At 47.8% G+C, this 24,561-nt stretch carries 26 protein-coding genes and 1 other annotated feature; of the genes, 23 read left to right on the forward strand and 3 right to left on the reverse strand.

What is annotated here, in order from left to right:
- The first annotated feature begins 11 nt into the window (after nt 1–11).
- From ACE3MQ_RS09315 to ACE3MQ_RS09375, 13 genes are all read left to right on the forward strand, one after another.
- Nucleotides 12–809 (forward strand): segregation and condensation protein A, encoded by a 798-nt coding sequence (locus ACE3MQ_RS09315; RefSeq protein ID WP_379392332.1) that lies wholly within the window; start codon nt 12–14, stop codon nt 807–809.
- Entirely contained in the window at nt 778–1,395 is a 618-nt protein-coding gene (scpB, locus tag ACE3MQ_RS09320; protein ID WP_379392333.1) for an SMC-Scp complex subunit ScpB, read from the forward strand. The genes ACE3MQ_RS09315 and scpB overlap by 32 nt, the downstream gene beginning before the upstream one ends.
- Nucleotides 1,396–1,466: 71 nt before the next feature.
- Nucleotides 1,467–2,180, forward strand: a complete 714-nt coding sequence (locus ACE3MQ_RS09325) for a DUF2953 domain-containing protein (protein ID WP_379392334.1) — start codon at nt 1,467–1,469, stop codon at nt 2,178–2,180.
- Nucleotides 2,181–2,293: 113 nt separating this feature from the next.
- Nucleotides 2,294–2,770: a GerW family sporulation protein gene (gene ytfJ / locus ACE3MQ_RS09330; protein ID WP_379392335.1), complete on the forward strand. Its 477-nt coding sequence runs from the start codon at nt 2,294–2,296 to the stop codon at nt 2,768–2,770.
- 143 nt (nt 2,771–2,913) lie between these two features.
- The gene (locus tag ACE3MQ_RS09335; RefSeq protein WP_379392336.1) at nt 2,914–4,089 is read left to right on the forward strand and encodes a D-alanyl-D-alanine carboxypeptidase family protein; all 1,176 of its coding nucleotides are present in this window, start codon (nt 2,914–2,916) and stop codon (nt 4,087–4,089) included.
- A 34-nt stretch (nt 4,090–4,123) separates the two neighbouring features.
- Entirely contained in the window at nt 4,124–4,753 is a 630-nt protein-coding gene (locus tag ACE3MQ_RS09340) for a nucleoside recognition domain-containing protein (RefSeq protein WP_379392337.1), read from the forward strand.
- Nucleotides 4,754–4,759: 6 nt separating this feature from the next.
- Nucleotides 4,760–5,293: a spore maturation protein gene (locus ACE3MQ_RS09345; protein ID WP_379392338.1), complete on the forward strand. Its 534-nt coding sequence runs from the start codon at nt 4,760–4,762 to the stop codon at nt 5,291–5,293.
- A 119-nt stretch (nt 5,294–5,412) separates the two neighbouring features.
- Nucleotides 5,413–6,156, forward strand: a complete 744-nt coding sequence (locus ACE3MQ_RS09350; RefSeq protein WP_379392339.1) for a pseudouridine synthase — start codon at nt 5,413–5,415, stop codon at nt 6,154–6,156.
- Nucleotides 6,157–6,278: 122 nt separating this feature from the next.
- Nucleotides 6,279–6,809, forward strand: coding sequence for a redoxin domain-containing protein (locus ACE3MQ_RS09355; RefSeq protein ID WP_379392340.1), 531 nt, complete (start codon nt 6,279–6,281; stop codon nt 6,807–6,809).
- An 18-nt stretch (nt 6,810–6,827) separates the two neighbouring features.
- Nucleotides 6,828–8,507, forward strand: a complete 1,680-nt coding sequence (resB, locus tag ACE3MQ_RS09360) for a cytochrome c biogenesis protein ResB (protein WP_379392341.1) — start codon at nt 6,828–6,830, stop codon at nt 8,505–8,507.
- Entirely contained in the window at nt 8,504–9,760 is a 1,257-nt protein-coding gene (ccsA, locus tag ACE3MQ_RS09365) for a cytochrome c biogenesis protein CcsA (protein ID WP_379392342.1), read from the forward strand. The genes resB and ccsA overlap by 4 nt, the downstream gene beginning before the upstream one ends.
- A 63-nt stretch (nt 9,761–9,823) precedes the next feature.
- Entirely contained in the window at nt 9,824–10,540 is a 717-nt protein-coding gene (locus tag ACE3MQ_RS09370; RefSeq protein WP_379392343.1) for a response regulator transcription factor, read from the forward strand.
- Nucleotides 10,541–11,983, forward strand: coding sequence for an ATP-binding protein (locus ACE3MQ_RS09375; protein WP_379392344.1), 1,443 nt, complete (start codon nt 10,541–10,543; stop codon nt 11,981–11,983).
- A 150-nt stretch (nt 11,984–12,133) separates the two neighbouring features.
- Here the strand turns inward: ACE3MQ_RS09375 and serA are convergent, their stop codons facing one another.
- The gene (gene serA, locus ACE3MQ_RS09380; protein WP_379392345.1) at nt 12,134–13,723 is read right to left on the reverse strand and encodes a phosphoglycerate dehydrogenase; all 1,590 of its coding nucleotides are present in this window, start codon (nt 13,721–13,723) and stop codon (nt 12,134–12,136) included.
- Between the two features lie 287 nt (nt 13,724–14,010).
- Nucleotides 14,011–14,238 (reverse strand) — a binding site (T-box leader).
- A 153-nt stretch (nt 14,239–14,391) separates the two neighbouring features.
- Nucleotides 14,392–15,300 (reverse strand): hypothetical protein, encoded by a 909-nt coding sequence (locus ACE3MQ_RS09385; protein WP_379392346.1) that lies wholly within the window; start codon nt 15,298–15,300, stop codon nt 14,392–14,394.
- 119 nt (nt 15,301–15,419) lie between these two features.
- Here ACE3MQ_RS09385 and ACE3MQ_RS09390 point away from each other — a divergent pair, with 119 nt between their 5' ends.
- From ACE3MQ_RS09390 to ACE3MQ_RS09405, 4 genes are all read left to right on the forward strand, one after another.
- Nucleotides 15,420–16,013 (forward strand): CPBP family intramembrane glutamic endopeptidase, encoded by a 594-nt coding sequence (locus ACE3MQ_RS09390; protein ID WP_379392347.1) that lies wholly within the window; start codon nt 15,420–15,422, stop codon nt 16,011–16,013.
- On the forward strand, nt 16,010–16,495 hold the full coding sequence (locus ACE3MQ_RS09395; protein ID WP_379392348.1) for a hypothetical protein: 486 nt from the start codon (nt 16,010–16,012) through the stop codon (nt 16,493–16,495). Before ACE3MQ_RS09390 ends, ACE3MQ_RS09395 begins: the two co-directional genes overlap by 4 nt.
- Before the next feature lie 314 nt (nt 16,496–16,809).
- A complete protein-coding gene (serS, locus tag ACE3MQ_RS09400) occupies nt 16,810–18,105 on the forward strand; it encodes a serine--tRNA ligase (RefSeq protein WP_379392349.1) in 1,296 nt (431 codons plus the stop codon).
- Nucleotides 18,106–18,141: 36 nt separating this feature from the next.
- Complete coding sequence (locus tag ACE3MQ_RS09405) at nt 18,142–18,558, forward strand: pyridoxamine 5'-phosphate oxidase family protein (RefSeq protein WP_379392350.1); 417 nt, start codon at nt 18,142–18,144, stop codon at nt 18,556–18,558.
- Between the two features lie 89 nt (nt 18,559–18,647).
- Here the strand turns inward: ACE3MQ_RS09405 and ACE3MQ_RS09410 are convergent, their stop codons facing one another.
- Nucleotides 18,648–19,547, reverse strand: coding sequence for a polysaccharide deacetylase family protein (locus ACE3MQ_RS09410; protein ID WP_379392351.1), 900 nt, complete (start codon nt 19,545–19,547; stop codon nt 18,648–18,650).
- Nucleotides 19,548–19,655: 108 nt separating this feature from the next.
- Between ACE3MQ_RS09410 and ACE3MQ_RS09415 the strand changes: the two genes are divergently transcribed.
- The 6 genes from ACE3MQ_RS09415 (at nt 19,656) to ACE3MQ_RS09440 (ending at nt 24,439) form a co-directional block, all read left to right on the forward strand.
- Nucleotides 19,656–20,012 (forward strand): hypothetical protein, encoded by a 357-nt coding sequence (locus ACE3MQ_RS09415; protein ID WP_379392352.1) that lies wholly within the window; start codon nt 19,656–19,658, stop codon nt 20,010–20,012.
- A 188-nt stretch (nt 20,013–20,200) separates the two neighbouring features.
- Nucleotides 20,201–20,818 carry a genetic competence negative regulator gene (locus ACE3MQ_RS09420; RefSeq protein ID WP_379392353.1) on the forward strand — a complete coding sequence of 206 codons (618 nt, stop codon included), beginning with the start codon at nt 20,201–20,203 and terminating at the stop codon, nt 20,816–20,818.
- Nucleotides 20,819–20,895: 77 nt separating this feature from the next.
- Nucleotides 20,896–21,606 carry a glutamic-type intramembrane protease PrsW gene (prsW, locus tag ACE3MQ_RS09425; RefSeq protein WP_379392354.1) on the forward strand — a complete coding sequence of 237 codons (711 nt, stop codon included), beginning with the start codon at nt 20,896–20,898 and terminating at the stop codon, nt 21,604–21,606.
- Between the two features lie 318 nt (nt 21,607–21,924).
- Nucleotides 21,925–23,289, forward strand: a complete 1,365-nt coding sequence (gene ypeB, locus ACE3MQ_RS09430) for a germination protein YpeB (RefSeq protein WP_379392355.1) — start codon at nt 21,925–21,927, stop codon at nt 23,287–23,289.
- Nucleotides 23,290–23,455: 166 nt separating this feature from the next.
- A complete protein-coding gene (locus ACE3MQ_RS09435; protein WP_379392356.1) occupies nt 23,456–24,109 on the forward strand; it encodes a flagellar brake protein in 654 nt (217 codons plus the stop codon).
- Between the two features lie 84 nt (nt 24,110–24,193).
- Nucleotides 24,194–24,439 (forward strand): hypothetical protein, encoded by a 246-nt coding sequence (locus tag ACE3MQ_RS09440; RefSeq protein ID WP_379392357.1) that lies wholly within the window; start codon nt 24,194–24,196, stop codon nt 24,437–24,439.
- Nucleotides 24,440–24,561 lie beyond the last annotated feature (122 nt).

Here is a 24,561-nt window from a genome sequence, read left to right on the forward strand (position 1 = left end):
GAGGATGTCCATTGACGACAGTAACCTATAAGCTGGATACCTTCGAGGGTCCGCTGGATCTGCTGCTGCATCTGATCGATAAGGCAGAGGTCGACATATATCAAATTTCAGTAAGTGAAATTACGGATCAATATCTTGAATATTTGGATAACATGCAGGAGCTGGAGCTGGAAATTACGAGCGAGTTTTTGGTGATGGCCGCTACATTGTTATCGATTAAGAGTAAACAGCTGCTTCCTAAGCCGCCTGTCATCGAATTCGATGAAGACTTTGACTATTTAATGGAGGATGAGGAAGATCCGCGGGACGAACTGATCCGTAAGCTGATCGAATACCGCAAGTACAAGGGAATTGCCGAGCATTTGCATGAGCGGGAATGGGAGCGCAGCCTCATTTTTACGAAAGAGGCCGAGGATTTGACCCCCTTCATGCCCGAGGTATTCGAGAATCCCGTAAAAGGATTGCATGCGGCCGATTTGATTGCTTCGTTTCAGAAGGCGCTGCGCCGTGCTGTCAAACGCAGCTCGGTCGCCCGTATTCATCGGGACGAAATTTCGGTAAAGGATCGAATTCGCGATGTGGTCTCGGCGCTGGAGCGTACCGGGAGAGGAGGCAGGCTTTTGTTCTCCAAGCTGCTGCATCCGGATATGTACCGGCATGAGATCGTTGTCACCTTCCTGGCAATTTTGGAGTTAATGAAAATGAAGCAAATCGTTTGTTATCAGAATAAGCTGTTTGATGATATTGTGATGGAGTGGAGAGGGGAAGTAAAGGCAGATGAATTATCGGGACTTGAAATCGATTATTGAAGGATTGCTGTTCCTGGCCGGAGAGGAGGGCCTCAGCGTAAAGCAGCTTGCAGAAGTCACCGAACAGCGTCAGGATATTATTACCGATGCTCTGTTAGACATGAAGTCATCGTTTGAAAGGGAGGGGCGAGGGCTGCAAATTGTACAGCTTGCGGGAACCTATCAACTGGCTACTTTGCCCGAGCATGCTCCGTTTTTCGAAAAGCTGGCGTACTCACCGTCACGCTCGTCCCTGTCCCAAGCTGCGCTAGAGACTTTATCCATTATCGCTTATCGGCAGCCGATTACACGTATCGAAGTCGAGGAGATCCGTGGGGTTAAATCGGAACGAGCGATACATACGCTGGTGAATAAGGACTTGATCCATGAAGTGGGACGTGCGGAAGCGATTGGCCGACCGATTTTATACGGTACAACGGCAGCCTTCCTGGATTATTTTGGACTTGGCAGCCTGCAGGATTTGCCTGACCTGACCGAATTCGAAAGTGCAGAACAATTAGAGGAAGAAACGCAGCTTTTGTTCCAGAAGCTGGAGGAGCAGCAGCTTACTTTTGATGATGTAAATGAGGACAAGCTGCAAGATTAACGAATTATTTCCTTTTTACGAAGCCATACTATTTCAAGATGTTCATTTGAATTGGTATGGAGGGCTTTCCTGTGTGGATTTGGCTCGGAGTCATCCTGATCCTGTTGCTCGTATTTATCGCATTTGTCATCATCTTGGTATCCCTGATCAAGTTCCACTTGGTTGTCCGCAAAGTAAATGAGAATGAAACTGTTCAGCTTGAGGTTACTGCCCTATACGGTTTGGTTCGGCTCCGTTACTTAATTCCGTACATCGTATTCAAAAATATGAAGGACGGCATTCAGGTGGAGCAGCAGCGTTCGAATAACCTGGTGAAAGATCAGTCAGCCAGTAGTGGCCAGGATATTAATAAGGATAAAGTTCGATATTGGGCTGATCAGTTCTATGACATGCTGCGGGCAACGAGAGGACTCCAGAAATGGATGACAAGCACGTTGAAGCATATTTCTTTCCAAAGGCTGGATTGGTCTACTAATGTTGCTTTATCGGATGCTGCCCATACGGCAACTTTATCAGGAGCATTATGGGGATTAAAAACGACGTTGATAGGTTGGCTATCTTGTTACATACGCTTAAGTCGCAGACCGAGGGTGTTCGTGGTGCCTGTCTTTGGCAAGCCGCCGCTATTTGTAACCGAATTCGAGTGCAACGGCGAAATACGCTGTGGACGCGCCCTGTATGCCGGATTCGTATTGATTGTACGCGTGTTAAAAGTAAAAGGCGGATTAAAAAAATGGATCAGCATCACTGCCCAAGGGCAAAAAAATGGGAGTTCGCGATCTTAACGGATCAGCGAACTCCTTTTGTTCTCCAGCGGCGCATATTACGTCCCCTCGCTGAGCAAACTGTAGGAGTGAAGGTAGTTCTTATTATTTTAGTTTAAAGAGGAGGAGTAATCATGTCAGATCATCCGATCCAAGGGTTAATGCAAACGGCCATGGAAAACATCAAGGATATGGTTGATGTGAATACGATTGTCGGCGAACCTGTCGAAACCCCGGATGGCAGTGTCATATTGCCGATTAGCCGCGTTGGCTTTGGCTTTGCTGCGGGAGGCAGTGATTTTAATGTAGATGAAAATAGCGGCACCGCGTCCAGCACATCAGATAAAGCGCGTCCGTTTGGCGGCGGCAGCGGGGGAGGCGTGTCGATTAATCCGATTGCCTTTCTCGTCGTAGGTCAACAGGGCGTGCATATCGTTCCGCTGGATAACCAAACCCATTTATTTGAGAAAATGATTGATGCCGTCCCTTACGTTATGGATAAAATTCAATCCATGATTCCGAGTAACGGTGCGGGAACGACGCCGACAGCTTCAAATCAAGGAATTCCCGTCACCGATCCAAATCCAAACCATGGGAATACGTACAGTTAAACAGGCTAACTAAGCCGATTAGGTTGATCGATCCTTTCCGCCAATTTCGGGAGGGGTCTTTTTTTGCCGGGACAAGTGGACATACTCCCTTCGATTCCCGCATATAGTGTACAAGTATTAGCGCCACATACCGGAGGAGTTTCATGATGACAAAACGCTCAATATTTCACTTTAGCCTTACAGCAATGATGATTATTTCGCTGCTGACGGCCACCAACGCCGGTGCAGCAGACCTTGATGTGCCTCGGCCGCCCGGAACGAATGCGCAGGCAGCATCCCTCATTGACGTTACGTCAGGACGTATTTTGTACAGCCATCATGGAGATGCGGAGATGCCGGTGGCCAGCTTGACCAAAATCATGACAGCGATTGTTGCCATCGAGCATGGCAAACTGAATGAAGTGGTGAGTGTCTCCAAAAATGCTTACCGCAAGGAAGGCTCCTCCATTTATTTGGAGCTTGGGGAAGAGATGACCCTGGAAAACATGCTGTATGGTCTCATGCTTCGCTCAGGAAACGATGCGGCGACGGCCATTGCCGAGCATGTCGGCGGGTCGGAGGAAGGCTTTGTCCATTTGATGAATGAAAAGGTGAAAATGCTGGGTCTCAAGCATACCCAATTTCAAAATCCCCATGGACTTGATGCCAAAGGACATTACTCCTCAGCCAATGATCTGGCGGTTATTACCGCCTACAGCCTTCAGAACTCGGTCTTTAAGGAAATTGTTAAAACGCCAAGCAAAAAAGCTCCCAATCCTAACAATCCCTGGGATTACAAATGGGATAACAAAAATAAAATGCTTCATTTCTATGAAGGGGCAGACGGCGTAAAAACAGGCTATACCAAAATTGCCCGTCGCTGCCTTGTCAGCTCGGCAACTCGTGCCGGTCAACAGCTAGCTGTTGTTACCCTGAATGATGGAGACGACTGGAATGATCATCAGAAGCTGCTTGATTACGGTTTTGCTCATTATCCATTGAAGGAGATTATTGAAACCGGACAGTCTGTTCAGAACGAGCTGGTTACCGGCTCCGGCTTCAGCTATGCTTTGGCGACCGGGGAACTTGAACGGATCGAGCGGAAGCTATATGTTCAAAAAGCGAGGGCAAATGACTTTGGGTACCGGGGTCAGATCAAAATCACGTTAGACGGCCAAGAAATTGGGCAGGTTCCCGTATATGAGCAAGGAAGCTTCATACCCAAGCCAGAGCCGGCGAAGGGAAATTGGAGATCCACACCGAGTCTATCAGCTTGGAGAAACAACGGCTGGGGAAATACGTTCGCAGCAGTCATGAGATCACTGCTGTTCGCGGATTAGCTTATTTACCCTGTAGGAGAGGGGGATGATCGGCATGGTCAACAAAATTTGGTTGGGACTCATTGTGATTGGTTTTGCTTTTGCAGCGATAAAGGGAGATATCAATCTCGTCACGCAGGCCGCATTCGAGGGGGCTGCCACCGGTGTAACCGTCTGCTTCGGATTGATCAGTGTCCTTGTGTTCTGGATGGGAATGATGCGCATGGCAGAGGACGCCGGGCTTGTTAAAGCGATATCCAAGCTGCTTGGCCCCATCGTTACCTATTTATTCCCTGATGTACCGAAAAACCATCCAGCGATGGGGTATATTCTTTCGAATATGAGCGCTAATCTGCTTGGCTTGGGCAATGCAGCGACCCCGATGGGGATCAAAGCCATGCAGGAACTGCAGGAACTAAATCCCGATAAAGAAACCGCTTCGGCGGCGATGTGCACGCTGTTAGCCTTGAATACCGCCAGTATCACATTAATTCCGACGACATTGATCGCCATCCGGCTTAACTTCGGTTCGGCCAACGCAGCGGAGATTGTCGGCTCCACATTGTTGGCTACGGCCATAGCTACAGCGGCAGCCATCGCTGCTGATCGTTGGTATCGGAATAGAACCTTTCGCCGAACACCGAATCCGCCTGCGCCTGCTGCCCCATTAACTTTGAAGAGGTGATGGTTCTTGTTAGGCTGGATAAATATTATTTCGGCATGGGCAGTTCCGGCGATGATTGCGTTTATCCCGTTGTACGCATTTATGAAGAAGGTTCCGGTGTATGAATCGTTTGTAGATGGGGCCAAGGACGGCTTTTCCACAGCTATTGGAATCATCCCTCATTTGGTGGGCATGATGGTGGCGATTAGCGTGTTTCGGGCATCCGGGGCGTTGGAATTTTTCGTAGGGTGGATGGGTCCGTTTTTGGAGAAGCTGCACGTTCCAGCCGAGATTTTACCTTTGGGAATTCTTCGCCCGCTGACGGGAACCGGCTCCCTGGCCTTTACTACCGATTTGATCAAGACGTACGGACCGGATTCAATGATCGGCCGGATCGCTTCTACGGTTCAAGGAAGCACTGATACGACGCTATATGTGCTTACGGTCTACTTCGGGGCCGTCGGCATTCGCAACGGGCGTTATGCGCTGAAGGTAGGACTCTTCTCGGACGTCGTCGGCTTCGTGGCAGCGATCATGGTATGCTTGTTGATATTTGGATGATTAAGCCGTTTCGACTGTTGAAAAGCAGCTCGAGCGGCTCTTTATTTTTATCCGTGAACCCGTCCTATTGTGATTTTTCTTTCATATAGGTATCATGTTTATGAGGTGACTATTGGACAATGGAAAGATTACAAAAAATATTAGCCGGTGCCGGAGTGGCATCACGTCGCAAATGCGAGGAATTGATTTTGAACGGTCAGGTACAAGTGAACGGAGAAACGGTGACTACATTGGGCACAAAAGCCGACCCAGCAGTTGACGTCATTACCGTGAACGGGAAAACGATCGGCGCGGAGAAGAAGATTTACATCATGTTCAACAAACCTAAGGGTGTCATAACGAGCGCTTCCGATCCGCAGGGAAGAAAAATTGTCACCGATTACTTGAAAGGCATTTCCGAGCGGCTGTATCCTGTAGGTCGCCTGGATTATGATACAGAGGGATTGCTGCTGTTAACGAACGACGGCGATTTTGCCCATCTGCTGACGCATCCGAAGCACCATGTTCCGAAAACTTATTTGGCTACCGTAAAAGGAGTTCCGCACGGGACGGAGCTGGACAAGCTCAAGCAAGGAATCATGCTGGAGGACGGCATGACATCGCCTGCCGAGGTTGAGTATTATGATGTCGATCCCGAGGGCAAGCAAGCGGTCATCAGCATTACGATTCACGAGGGTCGAAACCGTCAGGTACGGCGGATGTTTGAAGCGATCCAGCATCCGGTCACGAAGCTGAAGAGAATCTCCTTTGGAGATCTGTATCTCGAAAATTTGAAACGAGGGCTATACCGCCATTTGAGCAAAGAAGAGGTTGAAGGCTTATTTAAACAAGCCCGAAACGCCGGAAAACCAAGAAAACGATAGAAGGTCACATAAAGTTCAAATTTACCCTAGCGGCATCTATGACACTTTTCGTTATAATGTTCATAGGATATTCACCTTTTGTCCATATAATTATGAGATTTGTCATAGAAGGGGTGTTGATAATGGGTAGGGCAAGACGTCCGGTACAAATTATCATATTGGCGCTCATTGTCATTTTGGGCGGCTATGCGATAGGCACCGCTGTATTTGGAGGCGAAAAGTTTAGACCTGAAGCAGGCGACAGCCCTCCTGATTTTAATTTGCGCGGCTTAGACGGGCAGGTACATAATCTGGAGAAATATCAGGGCAAGGCGCTCGTGATTAATTTCTGGGCGACCTGGTGTACGTACTGCGTAAGTGAAATGCCGGCCTTACAGGCGCAATGGGAGAAGTGGAAGGATCAGGACGTAGTCATCCTTGGGATCAATACCGGGGAAGATGACTTGACCGTGTCTAATTTTGTGAAGCAGACCGGGGTCGATTTCCCGATTTTGTTCGATAAGCAAAATGAAGTCGTTGGCAAGTACGGAGTTGTGCCGATGCCGACTACTTTTTTTGTGAATAAGAGAGGAAAAATTACCTCCGTTCATCAGGGCGAGCTGAATTTGAAGACGCTTAACCAACAAATTGACCAGTTGGTGAAATCCCGATGAGAACAGGAGGTCTAGACATTGATCAAGAATACGAAATGTGAATGCGGGCATCAGAATCCTGTCGGAACGGTGCTTTGCGAAGCGTGCGGCAAGCCACAGCATGAAGAGAAAAGCGAGAATTCCAGCGAGCTGCTGGAAATGCGCTATGACGGGGTGGCTCGCCGCTCGCAGCGGGCTAATCCTAATTTTATCGATAAAATTTGGAATTTCTTCTCCTCGGTTAAGGTAGCGGTGTACCTCATTAGCATTACATTAGTCGGGGCTATGCTCGGAACCGTGTTTACCCAGGAGACGATGTTCGTCAAAAATTTCAATCCTGCTGTCTACTACAAAGAGAAGTATGGAACCATCGGCGATATTTACTACAGGCTCGGATTATCCGACACGTACAATTCCTGGTGGTTCATTCTGCTGCTCGTTATGATCGGCGCTTCCCTCGTTATTTGCAGCCTAGACAGGGTGTTACCGCTATACAGAGCGCTGTCCAAACAGAAGATACGCAAGCATATGCAATTTTTAACCCGGCAAAGAGTCGTATATCAAGGCTCAATTTCCGAGAATGGAGAGGCCTGGGTGCAGCAGGCGATCGCGCCGCTGAAGAAAAAAGGCTACCGCGTTCATACCGATGGCGAAGCACTGCTTGCGGAAAAGCAGCGTTTCAGCCGCTGGGGACCGTACGTAATCCATATCGGCTTGATCGTATTTTTACTCGCCGTACTATTCCGTGGACTGCCTGGTCTGCATATGGACGAACACTATTGGTTTGTTGAAGGCGAGGCTACGCCAATCCCGGACACGAACTATTTTTTGAAAAATGAGAAGTTCACCGTTGAATACTACACCGAAGACGAAATGTCCGAGGAGTTCAGACAGAGGGGGAAAATGGTTCCCAAGCTTTTCGAAACGAAAGCGGTTCTGTATAAATGCGTCGACAACTGCAACGACCCGCTGAAGGAACCGGTGCTTGAAGAAGTCGACCGGCATAATATTCGTGTAAACGATCCTCTCAACTACAAAGGCTTTCAGGCTTACCAATTTGACTTCGAACAATTGACAAGGATCCGTTCAGTGCAGCCGACACTTGTAGACCAGGTGACTGGCGAGAAATACGGCAAATTTAAGCTGAGCATGATGAATCCCGAAACGGAGTATGACGTGGGGCCTTATCATTTGAAACTAAAGGACAAGTATTTGGATTTTGGCCTGGATGAAAATAAAAAACCGATTACGAAGTCCGGCGAGCCGAATGCGCCAGCCTTCTTGTTTACGATTACCGGCCCTGGCCTGCCGGAGGACGGGGGGCAATTCATCTATTTTCCATTCCTGGAGCAGCAGGAGTTTTTCGGTCAGGACAAATTGAATGAAGCGCTTGGGGGCATCAACGACAAGCTGAGATTTGATTTGCTTGCCATGGAAGACGTAGACATCATTCACTCCAGAAGCTATTTGAATATCCGTATTGATCGCGCCATGCCATTTGTATGGACCGGGCTCGGAATCGTTATGATCGGATTGATTATGGGCTTTTATTGGCAGCACCGCAGAATTTGGCTGCGTGTCGATGAGGGTGTCCTGACTTTGGGCGGACATACGACCAAGAACTGGTTTGGGATGAGGCGCGAAGTATCCTCATTCCTGAAAAATATGGGGATTGAAGTGGATGAGAAGTCTTTGGATAACGGAGGAAACCGGTCATGAACTTATTAGAAATTAGTAAACAGGCATTTGTCATTGCATTTTTACTCTATTGTGTGGCATTTTGTTTCTATGTGGTGACAATCACGGGGAAAACGTGGAAAAATCGCGATCCGCAAAATCATGAACGCAAATGGGGCAAAATTTCGTTCTTTACATCTACCCTTGGACTCATCACTCATTTGGTACACGTCATAACAAGATGGGCATGGTCAGGTCATATTCCGGTAAGTAATATGTATGAATTCATGACCTTCCTGTCATTAATGATCGTACTTGCGTTTACGATCTTATATTTGATTTATCGCAAAGCACTGCTTGGATTGTTCGCCACTCCGTTAGCCATCGTCGTTATGGCTTATGCGGCAGTATTTCCGCAGGATGTGCAGCCGTTGATTCCGTCCTTGAATTCAATATGGCTATATATCCATGTTACCCTTGCCGCAGCAGGGGATGCCTTTTTTGCCGTCGGATTTGCTGCCGGGCTGATGTATCTACTGCGTTCGATTGATTTCAAGGGTACGGATAAATCGGCGCGCCGCCAGAAACTCTGGCTTGAAATTACGTTTTATTCTATTATTATAGTAGTGGGATTTATTGCTTCGGTTTTTGCTTTCCGTGCCTCCGGATACGAAGCCGTATTTACGCCAAAAGCTGCTCAGGGCAATGAAGCCGAGCAGGTCAGAGTCGTGAAAGAGGTATATAATTTACCGCCGATCGTTGCACCGCATGACAGCCAATTGGAAAGTGCAGACTTCTTCCTTGGCATGAGCAAACCGTTGGTTGAGGTTCCGTCCTGGTTCAAAGGTGTAAACGCGGGCCGCAAATCCAATACGATTGTATGGGCGCTCATTACGGGAACGATTCTGTACGGCTTATTGAGACTTATCGTTCGCAAGCCATTAAGCGAGGCACTGGCTCCGGCTTTGAAAGGCATCGACGCTGATGATTTGGATGAAATCAGTTATCGGGCGATCGCTATCGGGTTTCCGGTATTTACGCTAGGCGCTCTTGTATTTGCAATGATATGGGCCCAGCAGGCATGGGGCCGATTCTGGGGATGGGATCCCAAAGAAGTATGGGCATTGATCACCTGGTTATTCTATAGCGTATATCTCCATCTGCGCTTATCCAGGGGGTTCCATGGCCGCAAAGCCTCATGGCTTGCGGTACTAGGATTTTTGGTTGTCATGTTCACGCTCGTAGGCGTAAATCTGATCATCGCCGGTTTGCATTCTTACGCGGGCACGGACTAATGATATAATGAAACCATTACTAGCGCTCAAGCGAGTGGGAAGATGATGAAGGGGTTGTTGTTCATGTCAGATCAAGAAAACCGCATTCTCGTAGTAGATGATGAAGAACGTATTCGCCGTCTGCTCAAAATGTATTTGGAAAAAGAGGGTTATGAAATCGATGAAGCGGAAGATGGTGAGACCGCTCTCAAGAAAGCAACCTCCAATGATTATGATTTAATCCTTCTTGATGTGATGCTGCCGGGAATTGACGGAGTGGAGGTATGCAGCCGCTTGCGGCAGATCAAATCGACGCCGGTGCTGATGCTCACGGCCAAAGGAGAAGAGATTAACCGGGTACAGGGGTTTGAAGTCGGGGCTGACGACTACGTCGTCAAGCCATTTAGCCCCCGTGAGGTAATATATCGCGTTAAAGCGATCATGCGGCGTGCTTCGGCAACGGCCTATTTGACGAAGGAGAGCGGAACCAGCAACAATATCGTATTCCCTCACCTTGTGATCGAGCATGACGCCCATCGGGTTACCGCAAGCGGACAAGAGGTCAGCCTCACGCCGAAGGAGTATGAACTGCTCCATTACTTGGCGATTTCTCCCGACAAAGTATTTTCTCGCGAGGAATTGCTGAAGGACGTATGGAATTATGAGTTTTTTGGTGATTTGCGAACCGTGGATACCCATGTGAAGAGGCTACGCGAGAAGCTGAACAAGGTATCGCCGGAATCGGCTGCCATGATCACTACCGTATGGGGTGTCGGCTATAAGCTGGAGGTCGCGAAATAAGTGAGCTTCTGGAGAACGCTTGTAGGTAAACTGTGGATTACGATTATCGGTCTCGTGGCCTTTGTGTTAATGAGCATGGGATTGTTTCTGCTGCCATATATCGATACGAATTTCACCGATCCCGTAGCGGTCAAGAAGCTATTTGTCATCGTCGCCATTATCGGCTTCTCGCTAACGACGTTCTTTGCCTTGTTTCTCTTCACGAAGATTACGCAGCCGATGCAGCAGCTGATCAGCGCTGCGGATTCAATTCGCAAGGGAAAATACGACACTCGGCTTTCGCTGCAAACGAGTGATGAAATCGGTGCACTGGCGAATACGTTCAATCATATGGCTGAGGAACTGGAGAATACCATCCGCAGCTTAAACCACGAGAAAGAACACCTGTCCAGCGTTTTAAGAAGCATGAACGATGCCGTGATTACGTTAGACTGGGGGGGAGCTGTCATTTTGACGAACCCTCCGGGCGATCAGCTTTTGCAGTTATGGGGCGATTTGCCGGACGAAGAGAATGACGCTCTCCAGTTCAATGTACCCGGTGAACGGACGATTACAATTCCTAAGCCGCTCCTCCCGATGTTTCGGAAGGTGCTGGATCAGGAAGGGGATCAGAGTGCCAATATCCACGTCAAGCAGAGCGTATGGTCGGTGCATATGGCACCGCTCTCCTCGGATGGCGAGGTCAGGGGCGCGGTAGCCGTCCTGCGGGATGTCACCGAAGAAGTCCGTTTAGAGAAGATGAGGCGGGATTTCGTAGCTAATGTATCGCATGAAATTCGAACTCCGCTTTCGATGATGCAAGGATATAGCGAAGCCCTGCTGGATGGTATGGCGGCGTCGCCTGAGGAAAGCCAGGAGCTGGTACAGGTCATCCACGATGAATCCCTGCGCATGGGACGATTGGTGCGCGATTTGCTGGATCTGGCCCGGATGGAAGCGGGGCATACCGATATTGCGATGCATCGGGTTGACGTCAAGGAGCTCATTGAGCGGGTATATCGAAAGTTTGCCGTGCGTGCCAAGGAGCATAATGTTCATTTGGAATTGGAGATGGGCACGGCGCCAATGGTTGCTGAGGAAGCGAATGAGGATCGATTGGAGCAGGTGCTGACCAATTTGCTGGACAACGCTTTTCGGCACACCCCGGAAGGGCGAAGCGTCTATATTGTTGCTGATGCCCAGGCAGGCAAGCAAGGCCCGGAATTGCACATTTCTATCCGGGATGAAGGCTCCGGAATTCCGACCGAGGATTTGCCCTTCGTTTTTGAACGGTTTTACAAAGCGGATAAAGCCCGGGTACGCGGTACTGCCGCCGGGACGGGACTTGGTTTAGCCATTGTAAAAAATATTATCGATGCCCATCGGGGTACGATCCAGGTTCATAGCGGAGTAGGCAAAGGGGCGAATTTCCATATTGTCCTTCCTGTCGAAAAGCTACAATAAACGTAAAACATCCTTACGGGTTAAGGATGTTTTTGTTGAAAATTTTCTGATCTCGAAGATAAATCTTGTTCATCGTGGAACATCAAAAGAGGGGCTTCAGACGCGGTATTCCTTTCGTCTGAAGCCCCTTGATTTTATGCTGGTTGTATTTTAATTGAATTCGATTTGCAGAGCGGTGTTCAGCTCTTGCAGGCTCATTAACTCATCAAGCACTTCTTTGGAAACCGTCTTATCCACGGTCAGCACCATGATCGCCTCGCCGCCAATAATTTTACGTCCAACTTGCATCGAAGCGATATTTACATCATTTTTGCCGAGCAAAGTGCCTACGCTTCCGACAATGCCGGGCTTATCATTATGAGAGATAAAGATCAAGTTGCCTTCCGGAGCGATATCAACCGGGAACTTGTCGATCCGTACGATCCGCGCGCCATATTCTTTCAGCAAAGTACCTGCGATGCGGCGATCCTTGCCGTCTTGTGTTTTCAGCGTAACGCTGATGCGGTTCGTAAAGCCTTTACTTGCCGAGGATTGCGATACAACCACATTAATGTCGCGTACCTTGGCCAGGTGCACCGAGTTGACGATGTTCACGTCGTTGCCGAAGTGGCGGGACAATACACCCTTGATGATGTAGCGTGTTAGTGGCTGGGTGTCTACCTCTGCCAAATCGCCGGCGTACTCGACATGGATTTCATGCACAGCCTGGTTGTTCAACTGGGCAGCAAATGCACCGATTTTCTCGCCAAGCTCGAAAAACGGCTGCAGCTTGTTCATAACGCTTGCCGCGACCGGCGGCATGTTAACCGCGTTCTTGAACGGCTCGTTGCGCAGAATGTGCAGTACTTGCTCCGATACATCGATCGCTACGTTCTCTTGGGCCTCTACAGTTGAAGCGCCCAAATGCGGGGTAACGATGATTTTCGGATTATGGAGGAAAGGATGATCCGCTGCCGGCGGCTCCTGCTCGAATACGTCAAAGGCTGCTCCGGCTACGATTTCTTTATCAATCGCTTCGATCAGTGCTTGCTCATCGACTACGCCGCCGCGAGCACAGTTGATAATCCGCATTCCTTTCTTCATGACCTCGAATTGAGGGCGGGAAATCATATGCTTCGTCTCCGGAGTCAGCGGAGTGTGGATCGTAATGAAGTCGGCGTTCCGTACGATTTCATCGACCGAAGCGAGCTTTACGCCCAGCTTTTCGGCGCGTTCTTCCGTCATGAATGGGTCATACCCGAGGATGTCCATTCCGAACGCTTTTGCGCGTTTAGCGACTTCGCTTCCGATCCGGCCCATACCGAGAACGCCTAGCTTTTTGTTGCGGAGCTCCACGCCGAGGAATTTGCGATCCCAAATCCCTTGAATCGTCTTGGCGTAAGCCTGCGGAATGTGACGAGCCAGAGCCATCATCATCGCAAAAGCATGCTCGCAAGTCGTGATCGTATTTCCGTCCGGTGCGTTGATGACGATAATACCGCGTTTGGTCGCTGCATCCAGGTTGATGTTATCGACCCCGACGCCTGCGCGGCCAATAACTTTCAGATTGGTTGCGGCTTCCATGATTTTCTCTGTAACTTTAGTTTGGCTGCGTACAAGCAGAGCGTCGTAGTTCGGAATGATTTGGATGAGCTCCTCCTCCGAAAGTCCCGTTTTTTTCTCTACTACGACATCGTTTGCGTCCATCAATTGTTGAATACCGAGGTCGCTGATCGGATCTGATACTAGTACTTTGTACATGATTTCTTTTCCTCCTAAAAGTTTTGTATATAGCATTGCTTCTTCGGAAAGTCGACGATACAAAACTCTCTTCGGAAGCACTCGCTTAAGTTTTGTATATAGCATTGCTTCTTCGGAAAGTCGACGATACAAAACTTTCTTCGGAAGCACTCGCTTAAGTTTTGAAAAAACACTATAGCCCAATACCGTTCCAATGCGTTAGAGAGGAGAAGCAGCGGAGTTCGAAGCGTCAAAGAATGGCCTGAATAAGCATAAAAAAAACTCTCAATCCGCACACTACTTCCGTAGTAAGGGACGAGAGTTGTTCGTGGTACCACCCTAATTCGCTGCTTCTTCGCAGATGCAGCCTCAGTTGTCGCAAGGACATGTTGATAACGGAGTTCCTCCGACTGCGCCTACTATTCTCGTTCAACGCAATTACTCAGGATCGCTCGAGTTACCATTCCGCTACCGGTTTGCAGCACCACCGGCTCTCTGTAAGCTTCGCGACAACTCGTTTCCTTCATCGTGTTTTACAAATGCAATTTTTCATAATGTATCATGACCTGAAGGAACGTGTCAATACCTGTAATCAAAGGGGACGGAGGAACCTTGAATAAGCTTGGTATTTTGGTTATGATTTTATTATTGTCGAAATCTCCCCGTTTCCCTGGAATACTGGCACCAGCCTATTGCTCGGAGAAGAAAGGGAGCTCAGGGATGAACTCGGTCGCATAATAGGTAGATTTCCATTTTAAGAATTCTTTGCCTTGCACCGCTTCCGTATCCATAAGAACTTTGACGATGGACGTTATCGAATTCAGCTTCATGGAGCTCGCCTTGCCGCTGTCGATCATCTGGTCTATTTTTGCGGTCATGTCCTGCGGAAGGTAAGATACATAAAGATTGCTGCTAGCCATCATATCGCTAACGATTTTGTTCTTTACCGCCAGCGGAAAGTTTGTCCATTCCTTGACAGTTGTGTCGTCTTGGAAAGAAAAGTCGGCAGGGATGGACTGATTGCTCTTCGCGGCCCATTTCATCATCGACGTATAATATTTCTGCTGGGCTTTAAGCCCGTAGTTTTCAGCGTTTTTCGTAAATTCGTCATTGGCTAGCAATTTAGCAAGCTCGGTTCCGTTTTTGCTTCCGATTTCAATCCGGCTTGTGCTTTCATCAAACAGCTTCAAGCTCTTCAAAACATCGGTTTGTGCATCTTTTAACAAGGGTGAAGACACTGTAATAGACTGTGATTGAATTTGATCATACTGCTTGCGCGAGGCTTCCCGGATTTCCTTCATAATACCGATTGACTTTAATCGGGAATCGCTGCGGTTCAGCTGATCGACCAGCTCGAAATACTGATCCTTGAATTGCTCGTAAGGCTGGAATACTACGTAGTAATACGCGACAAGATCCTGCTGCTCGTAGGAAACCGTAGTCTCAAACCCGGAATGATTTGACAGGTGAGCGTACTTGGCTTCGGTTTGATTGATCCCGAGCTTAAAGCCCAGAAAAAAGGTTCCAAAGGCGGCGATCAGTGTGAACAGAAAACCGAGCATGAATAAAATTTCGAAGCGATAAGATTTTTTTTGCATAGTCAAAAACGCTCCTCTTTCAAGTGTTTTTTGAGTCCCGAGAGCACTAAGAAACTTAAAATGCCTGGTACTGTTTTTGTATTAAGAACTATAATAAAGGACAGGGTTTGACGAATACTATGAGAAAAAACAAGTTTGGCAAAATAAAAATCAAAAGAGTCGATCCCGGTCAACTTAATGAGCGCTTATTATTGATTAATTTATATATTACTCAGGGACTTACCTTATTTATCGGAATTATCATACTTTTATTTCAGAAGCGAAGCGCATTATCTGTACTCCAGTTTCCGAAAGATATTCAATTTCTCTGGTGGGGCTGCGGACTCGCCGCAGTGATGTTCGGCTTCGATTTCATTTTATCCCGGTTCGTTAAAGAGGAGAGCCTTGATGACGGTGGGATTAATGAGATGCTGTTCCGCAATCGTCCGATTTGGCATATCGCCGTTATTTGTGTCATTGTGTCCATTTGTGAAGAATTATTGTTCCGTGGAGCGATTCAGCATGGGATCGGGCCCTATTGGACGAGCATTATTTTCGCGCTGATCCATATTCGTTATCTCAGACACTGGATTCCGACAGGATGGGTATTTCTAAGCAGTTATGCGCTGGGATATATCTATATACAGACGGGTACGTTATGGGCACCGATTGTATGCCATTTTCTCATTGATTTCATAGCGGGACTCGTCATTAAATTTCGGAGGGAAAAATGAGTGAACGCTTGAGCAGGATGGAGCGGTACGGTCAGCGCCGCAGTCCGAAAAACAGACAACATCGATCCGGGAGCGATACCCGGAAGCAGCCAGAGCAGCAAAATTCGAGCGGAGCTAAATCCAGAATTCTAAAAAGCAGCGCAGCAAGTCCAAAAAAGCCATTAAAGGAAAAGAAGGCCTCGCGCAAACGAAATCGAGAAAAGAGCATTAGCGCCAAGCATGGTGCTAATGCTGCTGAAGCTGTCCGAATAGATCATAGGAGCTATGCAGTTGATCCGGTCAGTCGGCAAGACGCAGCCGAGGTATCGTTGGATTTATCAGCCCAGGAGCTCCCGTCCAGGAGGGAGGTTTATCCTTCCCAGCGGGTGAAGCTGACGAGATATTTTTTCAATGCCTTGCTTTTTATCTTTATTACGGTGATGGTAGCGTTGTTCTGGTGGGGGATCAGCGAATCGCCATGGGGACAAAACAACGGCATGTAGTTTGCAGCCTTGTCAGGGGACTACTTTTTATCATATACTATGTAGAATAATTTCAAATCTGGAACATGCCGATGAAGAGAATCCAACTCGGAGGCGTTTTCGCCAAGGGAGCTAGCATATGCTGTGCTGCTTCTTAAGTTAACCGGCACCGCCCGTTATCGCGGAACCAAAGCGATTGGACTGCAATGCAGTTTAATAAGTTGGGTGGCACCGCGAGCAGAGCGCTCCTCGTCCCAAAGGATGAGGGCGCTCTTTGTGTTTTTTTGCAAGCTTACCCCAAAATAACCCCATCCGGGGGAAGGAGCGGTGTTGGTATGATGGAAATGAAATGGATTCGGGCGCATGCTGAGCAGATCCAACAGGCAGCGAACCATAAAGGGATTGATTTTTCGGTTCGTGAGCTTTTGGAATGGGATGATCGCAGAAAAAAGTATCAGCTGGAGTGTGAGGAGCTTCGCCGGCTCCGAAATGAAGGAGCAGTAAAAGCAAGCGTGCTGCTTGCTGAAGGGAAAGAGGCCGAGGCCGCCGAGCTGAAGACGACCTCAAAGCGTGTCAACAAGGCGCTGAAGGAATCGAGCAAACGGTGGGAGGAAGCAGTTCAAGAGGTTGCTAAACTGGTGCTGCTATCCCCTAACGTTGTATCTGAGGACACTCCGATTGGAAGCTCGGAGGAAGATAACGTGGAAATCAGGCGCGTTGGCAGAACCCCGGAGTGGAGCTTTATGCCAAGGGATCATGTGGAATTGGGCAGGCTGCATGATATGCTTGATGTCCCAAGGGGAGTCAAGGCAGGCGGAAGCCGCAGCTATTATTTGAAGGGAACAGGGGTACTGCTGCATCGAGCCGTACAACAGCTTGCTTTCGACCTGTTAACGGAGCGCGGCTTTACCCCTATGGAGGTTCCGTTGCTGCTTAAGGAACAGCCTTTTGTTCATAGCGGATATTTCCCTGCCGGGCAGAATCAATCCTTTTATATTGAGGATGAAGAGAAGTGGCTTGCCGGTACATCGGAGGTTCCCCTCATTTCCTATTATGGAGGAGATGTGCTGGATTTAAGCGAACCGCTAAGGCTAGTGTCCGTATCAAACTGCTTTCGCAGCGAGGTGGGATCTGCCGGACGGGATGTGAAAGGCTTGTACCGCGTGCATCAGTTTGCCAAGGTGGAAATGGTCGTGCTCTGTCAGCCCGATCCGGAATTGTCCGAACAAATGCTGCAGGAAATCACGAGTCACGCCGAGGAGCTGCTTACCCTTCTGGAGCTTGCCTATCGCGTGATGTCGGTATGCACAGGGGACATGTCGGCCAGGACGTATAAGCAGTACGATATAGAAACCTGGATGCCGAGTCGTGGCAGCTACGGAGAGACGCATTCTTCGTCTAATCTGCATAGCTTTCAATCGCGTCGTGCCAATATTCGCTGCCTTAGCGAGCAAGGTCATCCTGTGCACTGTCATACCTTGAACAACACGGCGGTTGCCTCTCCGCGCATTCTTATTCCACTTCTGGAGAATCATCAAGCGGAGGACGGCTCCATTTATATTCCGAAAGCGCTCCGCAAATATGTAGGAGGCAAGGAGCGGTTCAACATTCCCAAGATGGGTACTCTATGATTAGAAATTCATTATATATAGAGGAGTGGTGCTGCGATGGATCAAGCCCAACTGGAGCAGAAAATTATTAAGGCGATGGAGGATAATAAGTTCGGTTCACTCGGAACCGTTGAGAATGGCAAGCCTAGGGTTCGCTATATGGCTATTTTTAACGACGGGTTGAATATTCATCTGGCAACTAACCGAAAGACACATAAAGTGGAGGAGCTGCAAAGGAATCCCAATATCAGCCTGCTGCTCGGATATGAGATGGGCGGGACGAAGGAGCTCGTTGAGATCGAGGGTACATGTGATATTACGAAGAACGATCAGCTTCGGCAGCAAGTATGGAATGATGACCTGAAGCCATGGTTTGACGGGCCGGACGACCCGAACTATGTGATTCTGGATGTTACGCCAACGCGGATTGAGTATACGGCCCAAGGGTCTGAACCGCTGGTGTGGAAAGCGTAAAAGCCTAATATTAGGGGCTCCCTTGGTCGATCGCAGGCTATATGGGAGCCCCTTATCCTTATTCAATTAGGCGTGCCTTTTAGATACATTTACGATTCATTAGAGTCCCCGGGCGGAGCTGATATCGTTCGCGGATCAACGAATCCATAGCCTTTCGCCTTAATTTCTGTCAGGAGTTCATCCAGCGCTTCTTCCGTCCAGGGCAGCTCATGCATCAGGATATTGCTGCCCGGGTGAAGCTGATCCATGACATTTTGAATGACGCCCTCCGGCTTATTTTTAAACTTGGCGTCCCAATCGAGCGAGCCGTTCGACCAGGTCATGTAAATCATATCGTTTTCTTTAACTATGCTGTGGAGCGTGTCGTTGCCGGAGCCGAAGGGAGGCCGAAAAAAACGCGGGCTCTCGCCAATGGTTTCCTCAACAATTTGCTGTACATCCTCGACTTGCTTACGAGCGCTGTCCGCGGATTCCTTCTTCAAATCGATATGATCCCAGCTGTGATTGCCGATAATTTGACCGCGGTCATGGATGAGCTTCAACAAATCTGGATTGCTCTTAACGCGGTAGCCATTGACGAAAAATATCGCCTTTGCCTCATGCTTGTCTAGAGTATCCAGCAGTCCTTCCAGCATTTCCTTTTCTTTAGGTCCGTCGTCGAATGTCAACAGGACGACCTTCTTCTCGATACCATCTTCATTTGGGACTACCCGGTACACCTTGTTGATGTGATACTTATATTCTGGAATTTCGGGAGCTTCAGGGACGATGGCTTGCTGATCAGCATCTTCAATTGCGTTGTCATTACTGTTTGGCGTGCCGTCCGTTTTTTGAGCATTGCCCTGATCCGGTGCGGCTGCGGAATTCGCTTCCGAAGACTGGTTTAAAGGGGCTCCCGAACCATTATTGCTGGTAGATGAATGATCCAGACCGCATGAGCTAAGAATAAGGCAGCAGGCTGCGATGAGCAGAACCTTCTTGTTGAACAAATGAATTCATCTCGCTTTCCGTGTTTCTTCCTGTATTTAATGCGAATGAGTTTGAAACATTACGCGAACACTACAAATGATTTTAACACAATCAAGGAGGTTTTTTGGGTGAAATCTGTCTCATTCTTATGTGGTGCGTTGGTCGGAGCGGCAGCTGTCATTTGGTCTGCAAAGAGAAACGGCATAAACTTGGGAGGTCAAGGCAGCGGAGGGATTATGAAGCTGGCTGGATTATCCATGAACACTGGGGGCAAAGGAAGCGGACAACAATCCGCAAGTGAATCCAGTTCCTCCGCCTCCAGCGGATCCACGGTGTTTCCCAGTTCCACATCCTCGTCCGATGCGAGTCATTCGAAGGAATACAATCTGAAGCAGATTACGGACTTTATTAAAGGAAATGCGGATGTACGCCGCGAGGTCGAACAAATATTAAAAGAGACGAATTCGGTCATTCCCGGACTATAAATTTTGCCGATTTATGGATCATTTTCAGCTCCTTTGTAGTCGAGCAGAAAATGATTCTTTTTTTGTCTATTTTATTACGTGCATTTAGGTAAGATAAATGATAACATACTTACAAAGAACCATTTCCAGCACATATTACAGCAGGTTTCATAATCTGTTATTACAAGGCTTGGGGAGGAGGATCCTGTATGAAAATTGAAAGACTAGGCCAAGATAAGATACGGATTTTCCTCACGTTTGACGACCTTAGCGAACGCGGCATTCAGAAAGAGGACATGTGGCAGGAGATTCCCAAGGTTCATGACCTGTTCACGGAAATGATGGATCAGGCTTATAATGAAGTGGGATTTGACGCTACAGGCCCCTTGGCCGTTGAGGTGTTCGCGCTTCCTGCTCAAGGGATGGTCGTCATAGTGACGCGCGGTAAATATGATCACCATCATGGGATCGGATCGCACTATGAGGATGATTTACCGGATGAAGTCTATGAGATGGAAGTAACGCTGGAGCAGAGTGATACGATTCTTTACTCCTTTGATGATTTTGAAGTATTGATTGAAGCGGCTCACGTTCTGCGGCCTATGCTTACAGAAGCTGGCAGACTATTTAAATATAATGGGAAATGGGTTCTTCAGCTGGAGCCGGAGGATTTGGAAGAAGGCAGACATCCGGCAGTCATTGCGGTTCTCGCGGAATTTGGCGAGGCAACCTCCGTAACGCCAGCCATGCTGGAGGAGTACGGTAACCAGGTCATGTCCGAGAATGCGATTGGGGTTATTTGCAGTAACTTCAAGCGTCAGGACTAGACGATGATGCGGTGCTTTATGTATCGAATCAGCCCAATTTTGCAATGTTGTGAATGGTCGATGAGGGGGGAATGCCGTTGATTTTTTTCTCGATTGCGACCGCAGCGGTAGCCCCCGGAATCGCCTTGCTGACTTATTTTTATCTTAAGGACAAGTATGAAGCCGAACCGCTGCATATGGTCATAAAGGTTTTCTTACTTGGCTTTATTATCATTTTACCGGTTATGATTGTTCAGAGCGGCTTGATGCTTTGGCTGGGAGAAGGCTCCTTGATTAATGCCTTTTTGATTTCAGCCGGCGTTGAAGAGTCATTGAAATGGTTCGTACTGTTCCACATGATTTATAACCACACGGAATTCGATGAACCCTATGACGGGATACTTTATGCTACGGCTATTTCACTTGGCTTTGCGACAGTAGAGAATGTAATTTATTCCTTTGCGCAGCAGGCAACTGTAGGAACATTGCTGCTCCGAGCGTTATTGCCTGTTTCAGGGCATGCTATGTTTGGGGTCATGATGGGGTACTATATGGGGCGAGCCAAATTTTCTACGGGCAAAGATAGTCGCAGGTTTCTTGCATATTCGTTATTCCTGCCGTTGTTCTATCATGGCGTCTATGACTGGATATTGGATAATATCACTCACTACTGGATTTGGTATATTATTCCATTGATGGCGTTTTTGTGGTATGGAGGCATCGGGAAAATGTATAGGGCCAACAAGAGATCTCCCTTCCGTCGACTGCTTAAGGACAGGGTTAACAATACTGAAAATAGGGCATCCTAATGACAGTTTATCGAGATCGTTGATCGCGAAGCTGAAAGGGGTGTCTTTTTTTAATGCGTGTAAAAGTAAAAATTACTTGCAAAACATGCGGAGAGCGATTTATTCTGCGCGGGAAAAAAGAACGGGGGGAAATTGAAACAGGCTTTAAGCAATGTCTTTGTGATAATCGTCATTATTTCGACATTGAAGAGGACTTGCCTTAATAATTAGGTTGAACTAAATTGAAAATGATTTATGGAGTAACCATGAATAGTGAATAATCTTCCTTCCTTCTAGTCAAACTAACCTCAGTTCTTTGATGGAAGGAGTGTATATGATATGTATAAACGTTTGAGTGCCATATTGTTTCCGATCGCCACGGTTTTGTTAATCGGTTCTTTAGTATGGGGCTATCAAGAAAACCAAGAGAAAAATGCGATTCTAATTAAGGCGGAAAATCAGTATCAGCGGGCATTTCACAATTTGTCATTTCATGTCGACAAGCTGCATGGAGAGCTCGGGAATACACTCGCAGTGAATAGTGCCTCTACAGGGGCACAGCGCAAGGGTTTGGTGAACGTATGGAGAATTACGAGTGAAGCGCAGAATGAAATTAATCAGTTGCCCTTGACCCTGCTCCCTTTTAACAAAACGGAGGAATTCCTGTCACGGATCTCCAAATTTTCTTATCAGGCTGGAGTTCGCGACTTGACTAAACAGCCGTTAAGCGACGGTGAGCTGAGCAATCTGAAGGAGCTTTACAAGAGCTCGGCCCAAATTTCCAAGCAGCTGCAGGAGGTACAGAACAAGGTTATTTCTAACCGTCTTCGCTGGATGGACGTAGAGACGACGCTTGCGAATCCAAATGATCCGCAGGATAATACGATTATCGACGGCTTTAAGACGGTAGACAAGCAGGTCGGAGAATATCCAGAGCTGGATTGGGGACCGTCCGTTTCAAGCATCTATAACAAACGTTCAGTGAAGAAGCTTGGAGGACAACCTGTAACCGTGAATGATATTAAGAGTAAAGCTGCCCAATTCGCACAGGTTCATTCCGCACAGAACATTAAGGTTACCGAGAACGGCAAGGGGACGGAATGGGCCTCGTATACCGCCAAAGTACAAGGGGACAATAAGGACGAATCCGTCACACTGGATTTCACCCGCCACGGGGGACATCTTATCAATTACTGGAGCGATCGCCATATTGGGCCTAAGGCCATTTCTCATGAGACCGCGAGAGAGCGGGCGGATCAATTTTTGGAGAATAAAGGATATAACGATTTGACGCCGGTTACTTATGACGAATACGATAATATCGGCAGCTTTACTTACGTAAGAAAAGATGGGGATGTGCTCATCTACCCGGAGAAAATTTCGATAAGAGTAGCTTTGGATAACGGTCATGTTGTCGGGATGCAGGCCAGCGATTACGTATATGAGCATCAGGACGGGAAGGATCAAAAGGTGACCAAGCCCAAGCTTACTCTTGAGCAGGCCCGCAAATATTTGAATCCGGAATATAAAGAGCAGTATCATCGCTTAGCGCTGATTGAAAACGATTTGTCGGAAAAAGTACTGACTTACGAATTCGGAGGCGCTATTAACGGCTCGCGTTATCGCATTTATCTCAATGCCGATAATGGGAATGAAGAAATTGTCGAGCAAATTCGCGATGGCCATACGAAGCGAGGCATATAACATTTAACGTTGCTCGGCCTCGAGCAGCATTAGAAGGCGGACTAGAACGCATGTTTCTAGTCCGTTTTTTATTTTTCGCATAAATATTTTTAATTGATCCAATAGACCTATAGCGTGTTATAATCAAATGGTAACAGTTATATGAAAAACAAGGTGGTGCAGGGGCTTGTTTCCTAGTGTAAATGACCTGTTATATATTCAGGTTGCATCGGCAGACGGCAAGAATATGGAGAAGGAATACAAGTCGCGTATCGCCGATATCGAAGATGATACGCTTTTGATCGAGGTTCCGATCGAAAGCGGCAGCGGGCGCATGAAGCGGCTGCGCATGGGGGATGAGTTGTCGGTTTATTTTTTGACCGGCCAGGGGGTTAAAAATTACTTTAATACATATGTTCTTGGTTTTGCTGATGATATCGTTCAGCTTGTAAGGATAAGAAGACCTGAACTGGAGACGATCACCAAGATTCAGCGGCGCCATTTTCTGAGGGTGGTGGCCAAGCTTGATATCGCGGTGAAGTTAAAAGACGATACCCGTTTCGTAGCCTTGACGGAGGATGTCGGTGGAGGAGGGGTATCTTTTCTTGCCGAAGGCAATTACGGCTTATCCGAGGGGAATGAGTTATATTGCTGGCTGCTGTTGTCGTATAAGAACGGAACAATTGACCATGTTCCCTTCCAAGCAGAGATCGTGCGTACGAAGAAGCTTGAGACAGGGCGAACTATGGCGATGCTGAAGTTTGTCAGTATTTCCGATATGGAAAGACAAAAGATAATTCGTTATTGCTTCGAGCGTCAATTTGATTTTAAGAATCGGTAGGAATAAGCTGTGCTTTATGTCGCGGCGATTGGCTTCGCCCTGCTTTGGACAAGATAAAATTATCCAGAAGCAGGGGTGAGCTTGATGCCAATAGATAAAGAAGCTAGAGATTCAAACAATTCTATGGATTGCAAAGAAGCGGAGGAATATACAGAGCTTTTTTTGAAGTTCTGCAGCTGGATGGAGCCGGTGCTTCGAAAAGCTGTGATCGTCACGCTGGTGGGGCTTTGCGTTTTGCAAATTTTCCTTCGCATTCCCGCTTTGAGAGGTTTCATCGCCTTGACGGATCGTTTTGAAGGCGTGGCTGTCGACCGTTTGGAAGGACGATAACAAAGTTTGACAGCAGACGGGCGGTGTTTCGTTCTTTTGCATCCAAGCACGTTGTGTGGTATAATTTTCACGTCGCAGGCAATGCCTGCTTTTTTATTGAGACCGTGTTTTTGAGGAGGCGT

Origin of the sequence: Paenibacillus lentus (assembly GCF_042714055.1) — a bacterium.
GTDB classification, from domain to species: domain Bacteria; phylum Bacillota; class Bacilli; order Paenibacillales; family Paenibacillaceae; genus Fontibacillus; species Fontibacillus lentus_A.

Bases quoted from the DNA above. Each gene is read 5' to 3' on its own strand.
- ACE3MQ_RS09420 (WP_379392353.1), top strand. From the start codon at position 20,201: ATGAAAATTGAAAGACTAGGCCAAGATAAGATACGGATTTTCCTCACG.
- ACE3MQ_RS09390 (WP_379392347.1), top strand. From the start codon at position 15,420: ATGAGAAAAAACAAGTTTGGCAAAATAAAAATCAAAAGAGTCGATCCC.
- ACE3MQ_RS09350 (WP_379392339.1), top strand. From the start codon at position 5,413: ATGGAAAGATTACAAAAAATATTAGCCGGTGCCGGAGTGGCATCACGT.
- ACE3MQ_RS09340 (WP_379392337.1), top strand. From the start codon at position 4,124: ATGGTCAACAAAATTTGGTTGGGACTCATTGTGATTGGTTTTGCTTTT.
- ACE3MQ_RS09385 (WP_379392346.1), bottom strand. From the start codon at position 15,300: ATGCAAAAAAAATCTTATCGCTTCGAAATTTTATTCATGCTCGGTTTT.
- ACE3MQ_RS09370 (WP_379392343.1), top strand. From the start codon at position 9,824: ATGTCAGATCAAGAAAACCGCATTCTCGTAGTAGATGATGAAGAACGT.
- ACE3MQ_RS09355 (WP_379392340.1), top strand. From the start codon at position 6,279: ATGGGTAGGGCAAGACGTCCGGTACAAATTATCATATTGGCGCTCATT.
- serS (WP_379392349.1), top strand. From the start codon at position 16,810: ATGATGGAAATGAAATGGATTCGGGCGCATGCTGAGCAGATCCAACAG.
- scpB (WP_379392333.1), top strand. From the start codon at position 778: ATGAATTATCGGGACTTGAAATCGATTATTGAAGGATTGCTGTTCCTG.
- ACE3MQ_RS09395 (WP_379392348.1), top strand. From the start codon at position 16,010: ATGAGTGAACGCTTGAGCAGGATGGAGCGGTACGGTCAGCGCCGCAGT.
- ACE3MQ_RS09440 (WP_379392357.1), top strand. From the start codon at position 24,194: ATGCCAATAGATAAAGAAGCTAGAGATTCAAACAATTCTATGGATTGC.
- ytfJ (WP_379392335.1), top strand. From the start codon at position 2,294: ATGTCAGATCATCCGATCCAAGGGTTAATGCAAACGGCCATGGAAAAC.
- ccsA (WP_379392342.1), top strand. From the start codon at position 8,504: ATGAACTTATTAGAAATTAGTAAACAGGCATTTGTCATTGCATTTTTA.
- ACE3MQ_RS09335 (WP_379392336.1), top strand. From the start codon at position 2,914: ATGATGACAAAACGCTCAATATTTCACTTTAGCCTTACAGCAATGATG.
- ACE3MQ_RS09405 (WP_379392350.1), top strand. From the start codon at position 18,142: ATGGATCAAGCCCAACTGGAGCAGAAAATTATTAAGGCGATGGAGGAT.
- serA (WP_379392345.1), bottom strand. From the start codon at position 13,723: ATGTACAAAGTACTAGTATCAGATCCGATCAGCGACCTCGGTATTCAA.
- ypeB (WP_379392355.1), top strand. From the start codon at position 21,925: ATGTATAAACGTTTGAGTGCCATATTGTTTCCGATCGCCACGGTTTTG.